Origin of the sequence: Saccharothrix obliqua (genome assembly GCF_019375475.1) — a bacterium.
Lineage (GTDB): Bacteria > Actinomycetota > Actinomycetes > Mycobacteriales > Pseudonocardiaceae > Actinosynnema > Actinosynnema obliqua.
The window spans coordinates 155,551-171,120 of sequence record NZ_JAHXGQ010000003.1 but is presented as its reverse complement, the minus strand read 5'-3'; the positions used below and the strand labels follow the sequence as shown (position 1 = coordinate 171,120).

At 73.0% G+C, this 15,570-nt stretch carries 15 protein-coding genes; 5 read left to right on the top strand and 10 right to left on the bottom strand.

The genetic code is table 11. The features are described from left to right. Nucleotides 1-43: 43 nt before the first annotated feature. On the bottom strand, nt 44-1,282 hold the full coding sequence (gene mshC, locus KZQ38_RS10785; RefSeq protein ID WP_219440755.1) for a cysteine--1-D-myo-inosityl 2-amino-2-deoxy-alpha-D-glucopyranoside ligase: 1,239 nt from the start codon (nt 1,280-1,282) through the stop codon (nt 44-46). Nucleotides 1,283-2,119: 837 nt separating this feature from the next. On the opposite strand from mshC, the gene ctaD reads away from it, so the two are divergent. Next, nucleotides 2,120-3,883, top strand: a complete 1,764-nt coding sequence (gene ctaD, locus KZQ38_RS10780; protein ID WP_219440753.1) for an aa3-type cytochrome oxidase subunit I — start codon at nt 2,120-2,122, stop codon at nt 3,881-3,883. On the opposite strand, the gene KZQ38_RS10775 is transcribed toward ctaD, so the two are convergent. The 8 genes from KZQ38_RS10775 to cutA all read right to left on the bottom strand — a co-directional run bounded on the left by KZQ38_RS10775 (nt 3,880) and on the right by cutA (nt 11,723). Then, the gene (locus KZQ38_RS10775; protein ID WP_219440751.1) at nt 3,880-5,808 is read right to left on the bottom strand and encodes a vWA domain-containing protein; all 1,929 of its coding nucleotides are present in this window, start codon (nt 5,806-5,808) and stop codon (nt 3,880-3,882) included. The two genes, ctaD and KZQ38_RS10775, sit on opposite strands and share 4 nt — an antisense overlap. Next, nucleotides 5,805-7,190: a sigma 54-interacting transcriptional regulator gene (locus KZQ38_RS10770; RefSeq protein ID WP_219440749.1), complete on the bottom strand. Its 1,386-nt coding sequence runs from the start codon at nt 7,188-7,190 to the stop codon at nt 5,805-5,807. Before KZQ38_RS10770 ends, KZQ38_RS10775 begins: the two co-directional genes overlap by 4 nt. 240 nt (nt 7,191-7,430) lie before the next feature. After that, on the bottom strand, nt 7,431-8,228 hold the full coding sequence (locus tag KZQ38_RS10765; protein ID WP_219440747.1) for an Rv1486c family protein: 798 nt from the start codon (nt 8,226-8,228) through the stop codon (nt 7,431-7,433). A gap of 29 nt (nt 8,229-8,257) precedes the next feature. Beyond that, a complete protein-coding gene (locus KZQ38_RS36995) occupies nt 8,258-8,731 on the bottom strand; it encodes a YcxB family protein (protein WP_219440745.1) in 474 nt (157 codons plus the stop codon). After that, nucleotides 8,728-9,744: a ferrochelatase gene (locus tag KZQ38_RS10755; protein ID WP_219440743.1), complete on the bottom strand. Its 1,017-nt coding sequence runs from the start codon at nt 9,742-9,744 to the stop codon at nt 8,728-8,730. Before KZQ38_RS10755 ends, KZQ38_RS36995 begins: the two co-directional genes overlap by 4 nt. A 79-nt stretch (nt 9,745-9,823) precedes the next feature. Continuing rightward, complete coding sequence (fabI, locus tag KZQ38_RS10750) at nt 9,824-10,591, bottom strand: enoyl-ACP reductase FabI (RefSeq protein ID WP_219440741.1); 768 nt, start codon at nt 10,589-10,591, stop codon at nt 9,824-9,826. A 34-nt stretch (nt 10,592-10,625) separates the two neighbouring features. Next, complete coding sequence (gene fabG / locus KZQ38_RS10745) at nt 10,626-11,330, bottom strand: beta-ketoacyl-ACP reductase (RefSeq protein ID WP_219440739.1); 705 nt, start codon at nt 11,328-11,330, stop codon at nt 10,626-10,628. A 72-nt stretch (nt 11,331-11,402) separates the two neighbouring features. Next, on the bottom strand, nt 11,403-11,723 hold the full coding sequence (gene cutA / locus KZQ38_RS10740) for a divalent-cation tolerance protein CutA (protein WP_219440737.1): 321 nt from the start codon (nt 11,721-11,723) through the stop codon (nt 11,403-11,405). Between the two features lie 33 nt (nt 11,724-11,756). Here cutA and KZQ38_RS10735 point away from each other — a divergent pair, with 33 nt between their 5' ends. Both KZQ38_RS10735 and KZQ38_RS10730 read left to right on the top strand, forming a co-directional pair. Further along, nucleotides 11,757-11,936: a hypothetical protein gene (locus KZQ38_RS10735; protein WP_219440735.1), complete on the top strand. Its 180-nt coding sequence runs from the start codon at nt 11,757-11,759 to the stop codon at nt 11,934-11,936. Continuing rightward, nucleotides 11,936-12,313 carry a YchJ family protein gene (locus KZQ38_RS10730; RefSeq protein ID WP_372452223.1) on the top strand — a complete coding sequence of 126 codons (378 nt, stop codon included), beginning with the start codon at nt 11,936-11,938 and terminating at the stop codon, nt 12,311-12,313. The genes KZQ38_RS10735 and KZQ38_RS10730 overlap by 1 nt, the downstream gene beginning before the upstream one ends. Before the next feature lie 386 nt (nt 12,314-12,699). Here the strand turns inward: KZQ38_RS10730 and KZQ38_RS10725 are convergent, their stop codons facing one another. Continuing rightward, entirely contained in the window at nt 12,700-13,437 is a 738-nt protein-coding gene (locus KZQ38_RS10725) for an ANTAR domain-containing response regulator (RefSeq protein WP_308258342.1), read from the bottom strand. A gap of 60 nt (nt 13,438-13,497) precedes the next feature. Here KZQ38_RS10725 and KZQ38_RS10720 point away from each other — a divergent pair, with 60 nt between their 5' ends. Next, complete coding sequence (locus KZQ38_RS10720) at nt 13,498-14,154, top strand: response regulator transcription factor (RefSeq protein ID WP_219440729.1); 657 nt, start codon at nt 13,498-13,500, stop codon at nt 14,152-14,154. Beyond that, nucleotides 14,155-15,513 (top strand): sensor histidine kinase, encoded by a 1,359-nt coding sequence (locus KZQ38_RS10715; RefSeq protein WP_219440727.1) that lies wholly within the window; start codon nt 14,155-14,157, stop codon nt 15,511-15,513. It begins immediately after the preceding gene. The last annotated feature ends 57 nt before the right edge of the window (nt 15,514-15,570 follow it).

Genomic DNA, 15,570 nt, shown 5'->3' with positions numbered 1-15,570 from the left:
CCCGAGCGGGGCCGTCCGTTCGCGGGCGGCCCCGCCCCGGGGTCTACAGCTCGACGCCGAGCAGGGCGTCCACGGCGTCGCGGAACAACGCCGGCGCGGCGGCGACGTCGCCGCCGGTGGTGAGCGCCTGGTCGGCCCACGCGTCCAGGGCGGCCAGCGCCTTGGGCGTGTCCAGGTCGTTGCCCAGGTGGTCGCGCAACCGGGCCACGGTCTGCTCGGCACACGGTCCGGTCTCCAACCGGGCCGCCTGCCGCCACCGGTCCAGGCGGTCCTGGGCCTGTGCGAGCAGGTCGTCGGTCCACGCGCGGTCCGCGCGGTAGTGGCCCGCGAACAACGCCAGGCGGATCGCGCCCGGGTCGACGTGCAACGCGCGCAGCTTGGACACGAAGACCAGGTTGCCCCGGGACTTCGACATCTTCTCGCCGTCCAGGCCGATCATGCCCGCGTGCACGTAGTGCCGGGCGAACGGGTGCTCGCCGGTCAGCGCCTCGGCGTGCGCGGCGCTGAACTCGTGGTGCGGGAACACCAGGTCCGAGCCGCCGCCCTGCACGTCGAAGCCCGCGCCGAGGCGGTTGAGGGCGATGGCGCTGCACTCGATGTGCCAGCCCGGTCGGCCGGGGCCCAGTTCGGACGGCCACGAGGGTTCGCCGGGACGCGCCGCGCGCCACAGCAGGGCGTCCAGCGGGTGACGCTTGCCGGGCCGGTCCGGGTCGCCGCCGCGCTCGGCGAAGAACCGGTTCATGGTGTCCTGGTCGTAGTTGGACTCGTAGCCGAACCGGCCGGTCGCGGTGTGGTCGAAGTACACGTCCGGGTGCTCCGGGTCGTCCACCCGGTAGGCGGCGCCGTCGGCGAGCAGCTTCGCGACGGCCTCCACGACCTCGGGCACGGACTCCACCGCGCCCACGTACTCGCGGGGAGGCAGCACCCGGAGGGCGACCATGTCCTCCCGGAACAGGGCGGTCTCGCGCATCCCGAGCACCACCCAGTCGTCGTGGTCGCGTTCGGCGCGTTCCAGCAGGGGGTCGTCCACGTCCGTGACGTTCTGGACGTAGTGCACCTGGTGGCCGTTGTCCAGCCACACCCGGTGGACCAGGTCGAACGCGAGGTAGGTGGCGGCGTGACCCAGGTGGGTCGCGTCGTAGGGCGTGATGCCGCAGACGTACAGCCTGGCGGTGTCACCGGGGGCCGTGGGGCGCACCTCGCCGGTCGACGTGTCGTACAGCCGCAGCGGCCGCGGCTCGCCCGCTACCCGCGGGACAGGGGTGGAAGACCAGGTCTGCATGTCCCCGACCCTAACTCGCGTCCCCAAGGCCCCGTCCGCCTGGCGGGACACGCGTGCCCGGTGGACGTAGTCCCGCCGGTGTCGCGGTGCCCGGCGGTGTCGGTGCTCGAAGGCATCGGTGGCCAGCGGGGTCGCGGGGTGCCGGTGCCTGGCGGGGTCGCGGCGATGTCGGCGCGCAGCGGTGCTGCGGGGTCGCGGCAGGCTCGGTGTGGGGGTCGCGGCAGGGTCGCGGGGTCGCAATGCCGGCGGGCCGCGGGTGCTGGTGCCGCGGAACGCGGGATCCGGCAGGGTCGGCGCGCGGCGGCGGGCCGCGGGATATCGGTGCCGCGGAACGCGAGGCCCAGCAGGCTCGGCGCGCGGCGTCGCCCGGTGCACATCGGCCCCATGGGGCCTGCGGGGCGCGCGTGCGGCCGGAGGCTCGGGTGGGTGGGCGTGTTGGGTTTGGCGTGTCGGCGGGAACTATCAGGCAGGCTCCCTGAAAGAAACCTGCCCCTGGGCGGCTGGGACCAGCGGCTGGAACTATCAGGCAGGCTTCCTGATAGTTACGTAACTATCAGGAAGCCTGCCTGATAGTTGTTGTCGGCGGCCGGCGAGTGCGGAGCGTGATCGGGGGACCGGCCGTCACCGCCGGCGGGGAACCCGGGGGCCGCTGCGCGCGTGGCCGGCACCGGCCCGCGACCTGGGAAATGGTCGGGTGGAACGGATTCCGCGGTCGTTCGCGGCGAGTCACCGCACGTAACGGCCCGGACGGCGGGCTCCGCAGCGATTGCCGCCCCACCGGTCCCGGAGGAGCATGTGGGTTGGCCCACGTCGTCGCTACCAGGGAGGCGGGCGGTCATGACCGCGCTCAAGCCGGAACCCGTGATCACCCACCCGGGAGCGGCTCGACGCCGATCCAAGGGCGCGGTGTTGCTCGACCTGCTGAAGACGACGGACCCGAAGAAGATCGGGATGCTCTACCTGTCGACGTCGATCGCGTTCTTCATGATCGGCGGCCTGATGGCGTTGCTGATCCGCGCCGAGCTGGGCCGGCCGGGCCTGCAATTCCTCTCCACCGAGCAGTACAACCAGCTGTTCACCATGCACGGCACGATCATGCTGCTGCTGTACGCGACCCCGATCCTCTTCGGCTTCGCCAACTTCGTCCTACCGCTCCAGATCGGCGCGCCGGACGTGGCGTTCCCCCGGCTCAACGCGTTCTCCTACTGGCTGTACCTCTTCGGCGGCATCACCGCGGTGCTCGGCTTCGTGACACCCGGTGGCGCGGCGGACTTCGGGTGGACCGCCTACACGCCGCTGTCCAGCGTCATCCACTCCCCCGGCGCGGGCGCCGACCTGTGGATCATGGGCCTGACGGTGAGCGGCCTCGGGACGATCCTCGGCGGCGTGAACATGGTGACGACGGTGTGCTGCCTGCGCGGCCCCGGCATGACCATGTTCCGGATGCCGATCTTCACCTGGAACATCTTCGTCACCAGCCTGCTGATCCTCATCGCGTTCCCGATCCTGACCGCCGCCCTGCTGGGTCTCGCCGCGGACCGGCACCTCGGGGCCCACGTGTTCGACCCCGCCAACGGCGGCGTGATCCTGTGGCAGCACCTGTTCTGGTTCTTCGGCCACCCCGAGGTGTACATCGTGGCGTTGCCGTTCTTCGGCATCGTGAGCGAGATCTTCCCGGTGTTCAGCCGGAAACCGCTGTTCGGCTACAAGGGCCTGGTGTTCGCGACGTTCGCGATCGCCGCCCTGTCCGTGGCGGTGTGGGCACACCACATGTTCGCGACCGGCGCGGTGCTGCTGCCGTTCTTCTCGCTGATGACGTTCCTGATCGCGGTGCCGACGGGCATCAAGTTCTTCAACTGGATCGGCACCATGTGGAAGGGGCAGCTCACGTTCGAGTCGCCCATGCTGTTCAGCATCGGCTTCCTGATCACGTTCCTGCTCGGCGGGTTGACCGGCATCATCCTCGCCTCCCCGCCGCTGGACTTCCACGTCACCGACACGTACTTCGTGGTCGCCCACTTCCACTACGTGCTGTTCGGCACCATCGTGTTCGCCACCTACGCGGGCATCTACTTCTGGTTCCCCAAGATGACCGGGCGGATGCTGAACGAACCGCTCGGCAAGCTGCACTTCTGGACTACGTTCCTCGGCTTCCACCTGACGTTCCTGATCCAGCACTGGCTGGGCAACGCGGGAATGCCGCGCCGGTACGCGGACTACCTGCCGACCGACGGCTTCACCCTGCTCAACACCATTTCCACCATCGGGGCCTTCCTGCTCGGCGCGTCGGTGCTGCCGTTCGTGTGGAACGTCTTCCGCAGCTACCGCTACGGCGACCCCGCCGACCGCGACGACCCGTGGGGCTTCGGCAACTCCCTGGAGTGGGCCACCTCCAGCCCACCGCCCCGGCACAACTTCACCGAACTGCCCCGCATCCGCTCCGAGCGCCCCGCGTTCGAGCTGCACTACCCGCACATGGTGGAACGGATGCGCGACGAATCGCACTTCTCGATGGCACGGCCGGGCAAGCGCAACGTCCCGCCGGACGACGCCACGGAGACCGCGCTCGCACCCACCGACCGCAACAACAAACCCGACTAACGCCGCCGGCGCGACCTCAGGTAGTCGCTCACCACCGCCGCGCCCAACCCGTCCTCGTCCGGCGCGACGACGCGACCGCCGCTGCGCCGGGCCACCAGGTCCACGAACCGCGCCAGCCGCGGGTCGTCGCCCAGCCGGAACACCGTGACGGACGCACCCAGCTTCGCGATGCCCTCGACCTCGGCGATGGTCTTGGCGAGGGTCCGCGGCAGCGGCGGGTAGTTGAACTCCGCCTCGCCGTCCGGTTCCAGGTGCGCGGTCGGCTCGCCGTCGGTCACCACCAGCACCACGGGCTGCGCGTCCGGGTGCCGACGCAGGTGCCTGCCCGCCAGCAGCAGGGCGTGGTGCAGGTTGGTGCCCTGCTCCCACACCCCTTCCAACGCGGTGAGCTGCCCGATGTCCACCGTCTCCGCGTGCCTGCCGAACGTGATCAGCTCCAACGCGTCCGTGCGGAACCTGGTGCGCACCAAGTGGTGCAGCGCCAACGCGGTGCGCTTCATCGGCACCCAACGGCCGTCCTGCACCATGGACCACGACGTGTCGACGCACAACGCCACGGCGGCCCGGGAACGTTGCTCGGTCTCGCTGACCTCGACGTCGGACACGTCCAACCGCGTGGTCCCCGACCGCAGCACGGCGTTGGTCACCGTGCGCGGCACGTGCCACGGCTCCGTGTCGCCGAACCGCCACGGCCGGGTGCTGCCCACCAGCTCGCCGGCGGCGCCCGCCCGCGTGTCGTCACGCCTGCCCTGCTCGCGGACGCCGTCGAGCACGCCCCGCAACGCCGTCTCCCCCAAGCGCCGCAACGCCTTCGGGGTCAACCGCAGCGAACCGTCCGGCGCGCGTTCGAGCAGGTTCTGCTGCCGCAGCTCGCGTTCCAGCTCGGCCAGGCGACGCGCGTCCACACCCGCGTCCGCGCCGAGCTGACGCGTCAGCGCCTCGACGTCGATGTCCTCCAGGCGCGCACCGGGGTAGGACTGGGCCAACTGCTCGGCGAGCGCGTCCAGCTCGGCGAGGTCCGCCATGGCCCGCGCGCCCTCGCCCAGCCCCAGCGGCCGGTCACCCCGGAACCGCGCCGAGCCGGTCCAGTCCTCACCCGGCCGCAGGCCCTGCAACAAGTCGTCCAAAGTGGACAGTTGCGCGCCGATGCCGGAATCACCGAACGCCTGCTGCGACAACGCACCCAGCTCTTGCCGCTGCTCCTCGGTCATCGAGTTCAACACCCGTTGCGCCGCCGCGGAACGCGCCGCGAGCGCGTCGACCAACTCCTCGACGTCACGCGGGTCCTCCGGGAAGAACTCGCCGTGCGCACGCATGAAGTCCTGGAACGCCTGCGTCGTGTCCTCACCCCGCGCATGGGCGGCGAGCAGGGAGTTGAGGTCCCGCAACATGTCCTGGATGCGTCGCACGTCGGCCTGGCTGACGTTGCTCATCGCCTGCTTCATGCCCTGGAAGCGCTGGTCCAGCAGCTCCTGCCCGAGCAGCTGCTGGATCCGCTCGTAGGACTCGCGGGCCTGCGGCGAGCGCCAGTCGTACTCGGCCAGCTCCCGCACGGCCGCCGCCGTGCCCGGCGGCAACGCGTCGAGCAGCGCCTCCCGGAACCGGGCGTCGTCGTCCGGGTCGGGGAACAACGCGGCGCGCTCCGCCTCGACCGCCTCGTCCAGCAGTCGCCGGACCTCCTGGAGCGTGCCGTCCAACCGGTGCCGCCTGCCGATCGCGGCCCGCCGCTGCCACAGCCGGGCCGTCAGGTCGTCCAGGCCGCGCGTGCCCGGCAGGCCGCGCCGCAACAGCTCCCGCAGCGCCGACTCGGGCGAAGCGCCCTCCATGACCTCGCGACCCAGCTCGTCCATCGCCGCCCTCAGGTCGGCGGGCGGCGCGAGGGGGTCGGGGCCGTCGACGTAGCGGCCGTACCGGTAGGTGCTCACCCGTAGACCGCCCGGTCGTCGTCGTTGTCCTTGGCGAGCAAACGGTTCAGGTAGAGGGATTCCAGCGCGAGTTCCACCGCGGACGCGATCCGGCCCGCCGGGTCCTTCGGGCCGGCACCGGCGCGGGCCGCCACCTCGTGCAGGACGGGCAGCTCCGGCAACGCCGCCAGCACCTCGGCCGCCGGCACCCGCTCGCCGGTCGCCACCGGGTGCCCGTCGGACACCAGTTCCACCAACGGGCGCAGGTCCAGGCCCGCGAACAGCGACCGCGCCGCGTCCGCCACGGCCCGGCGCAGCAGGTGCGTCAACACCTCCCGCTCGCGACCCTCCTCGCCCGCCTCGAACTCCAGCTTGCCGCGCAACACGTCCGGCACCGAGTCCAGGTCCACCGGCCGCGCCACCGCCGGGCTCTCACCGACCAGCGCCGAGCGGCGCAACGCCGACGCGGCCACCGTCTCCGCCGCCGCCACCGCGAACCGCGCCGACACACCGGAGCGCTGGTCGATCGACGACGACTCGCGCAGGTGCCGCACGAACCGCGCGATCACCTCCAGCAGGTGGTCGCCCACCTCCGCCACCAGGTCCGCCTCCTGCCGGACCAGCGCCACCTCGGCCGCCACCGCCAACGGGTAGTGGGTGCGGATCTCCGCCCCGAACCGGTCCTTGAGCGGCGTGATGATCCGGCCGCGGTTGGTGTAGTCCTCGGGGTTCGCGGTCGCCACCAGCAGCACGTCCAGCGGCAGCCGGAGGGTGTAGCCGCGGATCTGGATGTCGCGCTCCTCCATCACGTTCAGCAGCGACACCTGGATGCGCTCGGCCAGGTCGGGCAGCTCGTTGACGGCGATGATGCCCCGGTGGCTGCGTGGCAGCAGCCCGTAGTGGATGGTCTCCGGGTCGCCGAGGCTGCGGCCCTGCGCCACCTTCACCGGGTCGACGTCGCCGACCAGGTCGCCGACGCTGGTGTCGGGGGTGGCGAGCTTCTCCGCGAACCGCTCGTCCCGGTGCCGCCACGCCACCGGCAGGTCGTCGCCCGACTCGGCGGCGCGGCGCTTCGACTCCGGGGTGATCGGGTCCAGTGGGTGCTCGTTCAGCTCCGCGCCCGCGATGACCGGCGTCCACTCGTCCAGGAGGCCGACCAGGGTACGCAGCAGCCGGGTCTTGCCCTGGCCGCGCTCGCCGAGCAGCACCACGTCGTGCCCGGCCAGGATCGCGCGCTCCAACTGCGGCAACACGGTTCGCTCGAAGCCGACGATGCCGGGCCACGGGTCCCGCCCCGCACGCAGCGCGGCCAGCAGGTTCTCCCGCAGTTCCGCCTTCACACCGCGCGGCGCGTACCCGGCCGCCCGCAGTTCGCCCACCGTCGTGGGGAGTACAGAGGTCACCACTCCGAAGTTACGCAAGTACCGCGCGTCGGTCGACGTGGAGCGACTCCAGGAACGCGGTTCGGCGGACGAGCGGGCAGGCCGCCGCCGGCTCCCGGGGAGCTGCGGCCCGGATGGCGGGCGCGGAGCCGAGCGAAACTTTCAGGGAGCCTGCCTGAAAATTAGTGGCCTGCCCGGCCGCCGTCCTGTCCCGCGCCGGCGGGGGCGGTCCCGGTCGCGCTCCGGCTTCGAGGGCAGGCCCTAGTGGCGGCCCGCGGCCTGGTCGGACAGGACGCGCACGGCCTCGTCCACGGCCGCCAGGCGGGCGCGCCGCACGGCTTCCGAGAGCGGGCGGAGGGCTTCGTCGCGGGCGGCCTGGGCGGAGGCCGACATGGCGCCTCCCGGGGCGTCCGACGCCGCCACGGCCAGGATCGCCGCCACCTCCGCGGCCCGCTGCAACACGCGCAACGCGCGGGGCGGCATACCCGGCGGCCAGGCGAGCTTCGAGTGCTCCGCGGACAGCTCGGCGATCTCCGCGCGCACGTTGGGCCGGTGCCGCGCCACGTCCAGCGTCACCAGCGCCGTCGCCGCCTCGCGCATGGCCGACGCGAGACCGTGCTCGGCCTCCCCGATCGGCACGTGCTCGGCCACCGCCGCGCCCGGCAGGTCGAACACCGTCCACCGCAGCACGCCGTCCGCCACCAGCTTCGGCACCAGCCCGACGCCGACCTCCGGCAGCACCGCCGCCTGACCCGCGCGCAACGCGTACTGGCTCAACGGCCCGCGCCCGCCCAACCCGCGGACGTCACCGGGCACGGGCAGCACCAGCCGCGCGGTCGCGGCGTCCGCCCGCCGCAACGCCGCCAGCAGGAGGGCCGACCCGACCGGCCGCTCGTCGGGACCGGGCAGGTCGAGCGCGGTGGCCGTGCCGTCGTCGTCGGCCACCACCTCGTGCTGCTCGGCCCAGAACCCCAGGGCGTCGAGGACGTCGTCGGCCGCGGCTGCACCATGCAGCCAGGCCGACGTCCACACGACCAGCGTCGCACTCGCACAGGACACGATCGAAGGTTACGCGGGCCGGCGTGGATTCAGGCGGCCGGTCCGACCCGCGCCACCAGCAGCGAGCGGAACCGGTCGACGTCATCAGCGCCCTGGAACGCCCGGTGCGGCACCGCGTACATCGCGCTGGTCGCCGTCCGCAGCACGAACACCCGCGGCGTCTCCGACCAGCTCGGCAGCTCGGCCCAGGCCAGTTCGCTGCGCGCGGCGTCGCCGACCGCCATGCGCAGCGAGTGCTCGTCCGCCGTCCCGGTCACGGTCTTCGCGGCGAGCGGGTGGTTGTGGAAGTTCACCGCCGTGCCCACCGGCACCAACGCGATGATGATCACACCCAACGCGATGCCGAACACGCCGGCCCACGTCATGCCGAGGAACAACACGACCACGCCGAACCCGCCCAGCACCAGGCCGAACCACGGCGCCCACCGGAACAGCGGCACGGCCGTCCGCAGCGCGTCGCCCCAGTCACCGGACCGGGGCGACCAGCTGAAGTCGACGCTCACCGCACCGGTCGCTTCGCGGGTTCGCAGCACAGCGGTGCGCACAGCGCGCCGTTCACCGTGCACCCGGCGGCCGGGAACGCGGACAGCTTGCGCGGCTGGGCGCCCGCCGTGTGCTCGGCGACCAGCTCGGCGACCATCCGCGCGAACCGCGGGTCGCCGTTCGGCGTGGCCGCCCGCGCGAAGCCCATGCCCAGCTCGACCGCCCGGTCCCGGGCCTCGGTGTCCAGGTCCCACACCACCTCCAGGTGGTCGGACACGAACCCGATCGGGCACAGCACGACGTTCGCCACGCCCTTGCCGTGCAGGACGTCGATGTGGTCGACGACGTCGGGCTCCAGCCACGGGATCTCCGGCGGACCGGACCGGGACTGCCACACCACGTCGTACTCGACCGCGCCGACCGCCTCCGCGACCAGGCGGGACGCCTCCGCGACCTGGCGGGAGTACCGGTGGCCGCCCTCCTCGGGCGGCCCGGCGGCCCGGTCCGCCGACACCGGCACCGAGTGGGCCGTGAAGACCAGGCGGTAGTCGGTGAACCCGGCGGCGGCGGAGCGCACGGCGTCCGCGAACGACGCCACGAACAGCGGGTGGTCGAAGAACTGGCGCAGCTTCACCAGCTCGGGCGCGTCCGGCACCGCCGCGCGGGCCCGCAGGATGTCCTCGTCGTACTGGCGGCACGCGGAGTAGCCGCCGTACGCGCTGGTCGGGAACACCAGCGCGCGCCGCACACCGGCCGCCTTCATCTCGGCCAGGGTGTCCTCGACCATGGGGTGCCAGTTCCGGTTGCCGAAGTACACCGGCAGGTCGACCAGCCCGGTCACGGCCTCGATGGCGGCGCGGTTGAGCGCGTTGATCGGCGAGACGCCGCCGAAGTGCTGGTAGTGCTGCTCGACCTCGTCCAGGCGTTCGGGCGGCACACCTCGCCCGCGGGTCACGTTCTCCAGGAAGGGTCGTACGTCTTCGGGTCCTTCCGGTCCCCCGAAGGACAGCCAGAGCAGCGCGTCGTAACTCACCCGGACATCCTCGCGCCGTCCTCCCGGGACCGCACAACCGGGTCGGCGTGATCGACCGCACGCCGACCCGGTGGGGTGGTCAGAGCCCCAGGAAGTGCACGCCGCCGTCGACGAACACCATGGAGCCGGTGGTGGCCGGGAACCAGTCGGACAGCAGGCCGCACACCGACTTGGCGACCGGCACCGCGTCGTCCACGTCCCAGCCGAGCGGCGCCTTCTCGCCCCACATGGCCTCCAGGTCCTTGAAACCCGGGATGGACTTGGCGGCCATGGTGCGGACCGGTCCGGCCGAGACCAGGTTCACCCGGATGCCCTGCGGGCCCAGGTCACGCGCCAGGTACCGGTTGATGGACTCGAACGCCGCCTTCGCCGGGCCCATCCAGTTGTAGGCGGGCCACGCCTGGCGGGCGTCGAAGTCCAGGCCGACCACGGACGAGCCGCGACCCAGCAGCGGCAGCGTGGCCTGCACCAGCGCCTTGTACGAGTAGGCGGAGACGTGCATGGCCGTGGCGACGTCCTCCCACGGCGCGTCCATGAACGGCGCGCCCAGGCACGAGGGCGGCGCGAAGCCGATCGCGTGCACGACGCCGTCCAGGCCGTCGACGTGCTCGCGCACGCGGTCGGCGAGCGTGTCCAGGTGCTCCTGGTTCTGCACGTCCAGCTCCACCACGGGGGCGGGCTGCGGCAGCCGCTTCGCGATGCGCTCCACCAGGCTCAGCCGGCCGTAGCCGGTGAGCACGACCTGCGCGCCCTGCTCCTGGGCGACCTTGGCCACGTGGAACGCCATCGAGGCGTCCGTGATCACACCGGTGACCAGCAGTCGCTTGCCTTCGAGCAGACCCGTCACGTGTGTTTCCTCCGAGCGAGTTGTTGTGGTTGGTTCAGTGACCCATGCCGAGGCCGCCGTCGACCGGCAGCACCGCGCCGGTGATGTAGGCGGCGGCGTCGGAGGCCAGGAAGGTGACGGCGGCGGCGATCTCGTCGGTGGTGCCGTACCGGCCGGCGGGCACCTGCGCGAGGATCTGCTTGCGGCGCTCCTCGGGCAGCGCGTCGGTCATGTCGGTGGTGATGAAGCCGGGCGCGACGACGTTCGCGGTGATGTTCCGGGTGCCCAGCTCACGGGCGATCGAGCGGGCCACGCCCACCAGGCCCGCCTTGCTGGCCGCGTAGTTCACCTGGCCCGCGCCGCCGAGCAGGCCGACCACGGAGGAGATGAACACGATCCGGCCGTACCGCTTGCGCAGCATCCCCCTCGACGCGCGCTGGGCGACCCGGAATGCGCCGGTCAGGTTGGCGTCCACGACACGGGTGAACTGCTCGTCGGTCATCCGCAGCAGCAGGGTGTCGTCGGTGATGCCCGCGTTCGCGATCAGCACCTCCACCGGCCCGTGGGCGGCCTCGACCTCGGTGAACGCCGCGTCCACCGCGGTGGCCGACGTGACGTCGCACTTCACGCCGAGCAGGCCGTCCGGCGCGCCGGAGCCGCGGTGGGTGACCGCGACCTTGTCGCCCTGCGCGGCGAACGCCCGCGCGATCGCCAGGCCGATCCCCCGGTTCCCGCCCGTGACCAGTACGGACCTCGACACGCCGTGCTCCCATCGCCGCTGGTTGATGCGGTGGGAGGCTATCTCCTGCCGCGCGGCGCGCCGGCAGTGGCCTCAGCGCGTCTGCTCGGTGATCCAGGCGAGGTAGTCGGAACTGCCCGCGAGCACCGGCAGCGCCAGCACCTCGGGGGTGTCGTAGGTGTGGTGCTCCCGGATGAACCCGGTCAGCTCGTCCAACCGGTCGTAGGCGGTTTTGATCCACAGCTGCCACTCCGACTCGGACCGCACCTCGCCCTCCCAGCGGTACACGCTGCGCACGGGCGCGCTGATCTGCACGCAGGCGGCCAGGCGGGCGTCCACGACGGCGCGTGCCAGCGCGTCGGCGGCGGCTTCGCTGTCGGTGGTGGTGATCACGACGGCGTGGTTGTCGCTCATGCCGGCAGGCTAGCCGCCCCCTATCCTGGTCGCGTGGACACCGAGTCGGCCGTGGCCCTGCTGACCAACCCGGAAGCCGCACCCGAGGAGCGGTACCAGGCGCACGCCGACCTGGCCGCCGCCGCGGCGGCGGGTGACCGGGAGGCGGAGGCCGCCCTGCGGTGGCTGCGCTGGAACCGGTCCGACCGCACGGCGTGCGACGTCGACGAGTGATGGCGATGACCGCCTGCCCGTGCGGCCTGGGCGAGCCGTACGAGGAGTGCTGCGGGGCGTGCCACTCCGGGCGGCGCACCGCGGCCACCGCCGAGGCGTTGATGCGCTCCCGCTACTCGGCGTTCGCGCTCGGCGAGGCCGACTACCTGCTGGCGACCTGGCACCCGTCGACCCGGCCCGCGACCCTCGACCTGGACCCGGACCAGCGCTGGCTGCGGCTGGAGGTGCTGGACCGCACCGACGGCGGCCTGTTCCACACGACCGGCACGGTGGAGTTCCGCGCGATCTACCGGTGGCGCGGCAGGCGTGACGAGCTGCGGGAGCACAGCCGGTTCGTCCGCGAGAACGGCCGCTGGCTGTACGTCGAGCCGGTCTAGGGCCTGTCCTCAAAGATGGCGATCGCCTTTCCCGCGCTGGCGGGGGCGGCTCCTGGGAGCTGCGGCCTCACGAAACTTTCAGGAAGCCTGCCTGATAATTAGCGCCCCGCCCCCACCACCGGCTCCCGTACCAACTGGGGCGGTCCGGAGGCCGCCGCCCCGCGAAACTTTCAGGAAGCCTGCCTGAAAGATAACGCCCGACCACCGTCCTACCCGCTCCGGCCGGGGTGATCCCGGAGGCTGCGGCCTCGCGTCTCCGGCGGCCCGGCGGCGGCGCGCCGGGCCACGAAACTTTCAGGAAGCCTGCCTGAAAATTAGCGCCCCGCTGACCGCTCCCGCGGGCGGGAGGGTCGGCGCGGGGCGTGTTCCGGCTTCGAGGACAGCTCCTACGGCACCGGCCCGGGTCTGCGCACCGAGTCGAGCAGGTTGCGCGCGACCACCCGCAGCTTGGTGTTGTGGGTCTGCGACTCCTCCACCAGCCGGCGGAACGCTTCGGTCGCGTCGACCCCGTGCGCCGCCATCAGCACGCCCTTCGCCTGGTCGATCTCGGCCCGCGACTCCAACGCCCGCTCCAGGCCCGCCACCAGCCCGCGGGTCCGCTCGTACCGGCGGAACCCCGTGATGGACGTGGACGCGGCGGTCGTGAACAGCCTCAGCAACGCCTCGTCGAACGGGTCGAACGCCGCCTCGACCGAGCTGTAGAGGTTGAGCGAGCCCAGCACGTCACCCTCCACCACCAGCGGCGCGGAGAGGTACGCCCGGACGCCGACCCGCTCGGCCGCCGCCGCGAACTCCGGCCACCGCGTCCGCGCGTGCCCGACCGCCGCCCGCACCGGGCGCTGCGTCCGCACGGCCTCCAGGCACGGCCCCTGCCCGGCCTCGTACTGGTCGGCGTCGATCTCCACGACCTTCTTGTCGGTCGCGGCGACGGTGGAGGCGCCCTCGGCGTCGATGACGGTGACGGACACGTTCTCCGCGTCCAAAATGACCCGGGAGGCGGATTCCGCCAACTGCTGCAACACGTCGGGCAGTGGTTGCTCGCCGGCGAGGACGCCCGCCAACTGCTCCAACGCCTCGCTGGCCTCGTCCAACTGCGCCGCCGGCAGGCGGTCGTCGAAGTTCACCAGCACTGTCTACACCGCGCGCGCCATAATCGCCGCTACCACTCGGGGAAGGAGCCGGCTGTGCGGGTCCTGCTGGTGGAGGACGACGACGGGGTCGCCAACGCTCTGGTGGAGGCGTTGGAGGCGCACGGCCACCGCCCGCGGCGGGTCGGCCGGGGCGCGGACGCGCTGCGCCACCACCGCGACTTCGACCTGCTGCTGCTCGACCTCGGGCTGCCCGACGCGGACGGGCTGGAGGTGCTGCGCAAGATCCGCAAGGTCGCGCAGACCCCCGTGCTGGTGCTGACCGCGCGTGGCGACGAGCGGTCCACGGTGCGCGGGCTGCGCCTGGGCGCGGACGACTACCTGGTGAAACCGGTGCGGCTGGGCGAGCTGCTGGCCCGCATGGACGCCGTCGCGCGCCGTGCCGCGCGGGTCGGACCCGCCGAGCGGCTGGTGCGGGTGGCGGACGTGGAGATCGACCTGGGCGCCCGCCGGGTCACCGCGGGCGGCCGGCCGGTGCCGCTCACCACCAAGGAGTTCGACGTGCTGGCGGCGCTGGCGGGTCGGGTGGGCACGGCGGTGAGCAGGCAGCAGCTGATGGACGAGGTGTGGGGCGACGCGTACCTGGCGGTGTCGCGGTCGCTGGACGTGCACCTCGCCGGGCTGCGCGCGAAGCTCGACCGGCCCGGCCTGGTGACGACGATCCGCGGTTTCGGCTACCGGCTCGGTGCCTGAGTGCGCCGGCGGCTGCTGCTCGTGCTGCTGCTGTTCTCGGCCGCCGCGGTGACGGCGTTCGCGGTGCCGCTGCTGTCCGCGACGGCCGCCGAGAGGACGCAGCGGTTCGTGTTCGACCGCACGGCCGACCTGGACCGGTTCGCCGCGCTCGCCCAGCAGGCGCGGACGACCGGGGACAGCGCGGCGCTGGTGGACGAGGTGGCGGCGTACGTCGCCCTGTACGACGAGCCGGTGGCCGTGGTCGACGCCCGGCGGCAGCCGGTGGCGCAGGCCGGTATCGCCGCGGACGACCCGGCGTTGGCGGACGTGCTGGACGCCGCGCTGCGCAACCAACCCGTGCCGCCGGTGCCGACGGTGGTGCCGTGGTCGTCCGGCACGGTGGTGTTCGCGCGCCCGGTCGGCACCGGGACGCGGGTGGCGGGCGCGGTGGTTCTGCGCGCGTCGGTGGACCACGCGGCGCGGGACGTCGCGTGGCGCTGGCTGTGGGTGCTCGGCGGCGCGCTGGCCGCCGGGGTCGGTTCGGTGCTGCTGGTGCTCGCGGTGGCGCGGTGGCTGCTGAAACCGCTGGCGGACCTGGCGGTCGGGGTGCGGGCGGTGGCGGCGGGCGAGCGGCGCGCGCACGTGCCGGAACGCAGCGGCCCGCCGGAGCTGCGGGAGCTGTCGGAGTCGTTCAACCGGATGTCCGACGCCGTGACCGAGGCGGCCGACCAGCAGCGGCGGCTCATCGCGGACGCGTCGCACCAGCTGCGCAACCCGATGGCGGCGTTGCGGCTGCGCATGGACACGTTGGGTGGTCAGGTGGCGCCCGGTGGCGTGCGTGCCTACGAGGCGGGCGTGGCGGAGATCGAGCGGCTGGAATCGTTGCTGGACGGGCTGTTGGCGCTGGCGACGGCGGAGAGCACGGCGACCGAGGTCGCGGCGGGCGGGCGCGAGCCGGAGCTGTCCGACGCGGGCGCGGTGGCGGCGGACCGGGCGGACTTCTGGCAGGTGCCGCCGCCCGCCGCGCCCGTCCTCGCGGTGCTGGTGCGGTGCCCGGAGTCGGAACTGGCGCAGGTGCTGGACGTGTTGCTGGACAACGCGCTCAAGCACGGCGGCGGCGAGGTGCGGGTGACCGTGGGCGCGGACCGGGCGGCGGGGGTCGGTTGGGTGCGGGTGGCGGACTCCGGGCCCGGCCTGACCGCGGCGGAACTCGCCCTGGCCACGTCGCGGTTCTGGCGCGGCCGGTCCGACCGGCCGGGCACCGGGCTCGGTCTCGCCATCGCCGATCGGCTGGTGCGGGCGCACGGCGGCGTGCTCGAACTGTCCGCCGAGGACGGTCTGGTGGCGCGGGTCGTGCTGCCGCTGGAGCCGGCGCTGTGAAGCCGCCGCTCGGCCGCACCGACGCCCCGGGCCGGCAGGCGTCCCCGGTCGGACAAC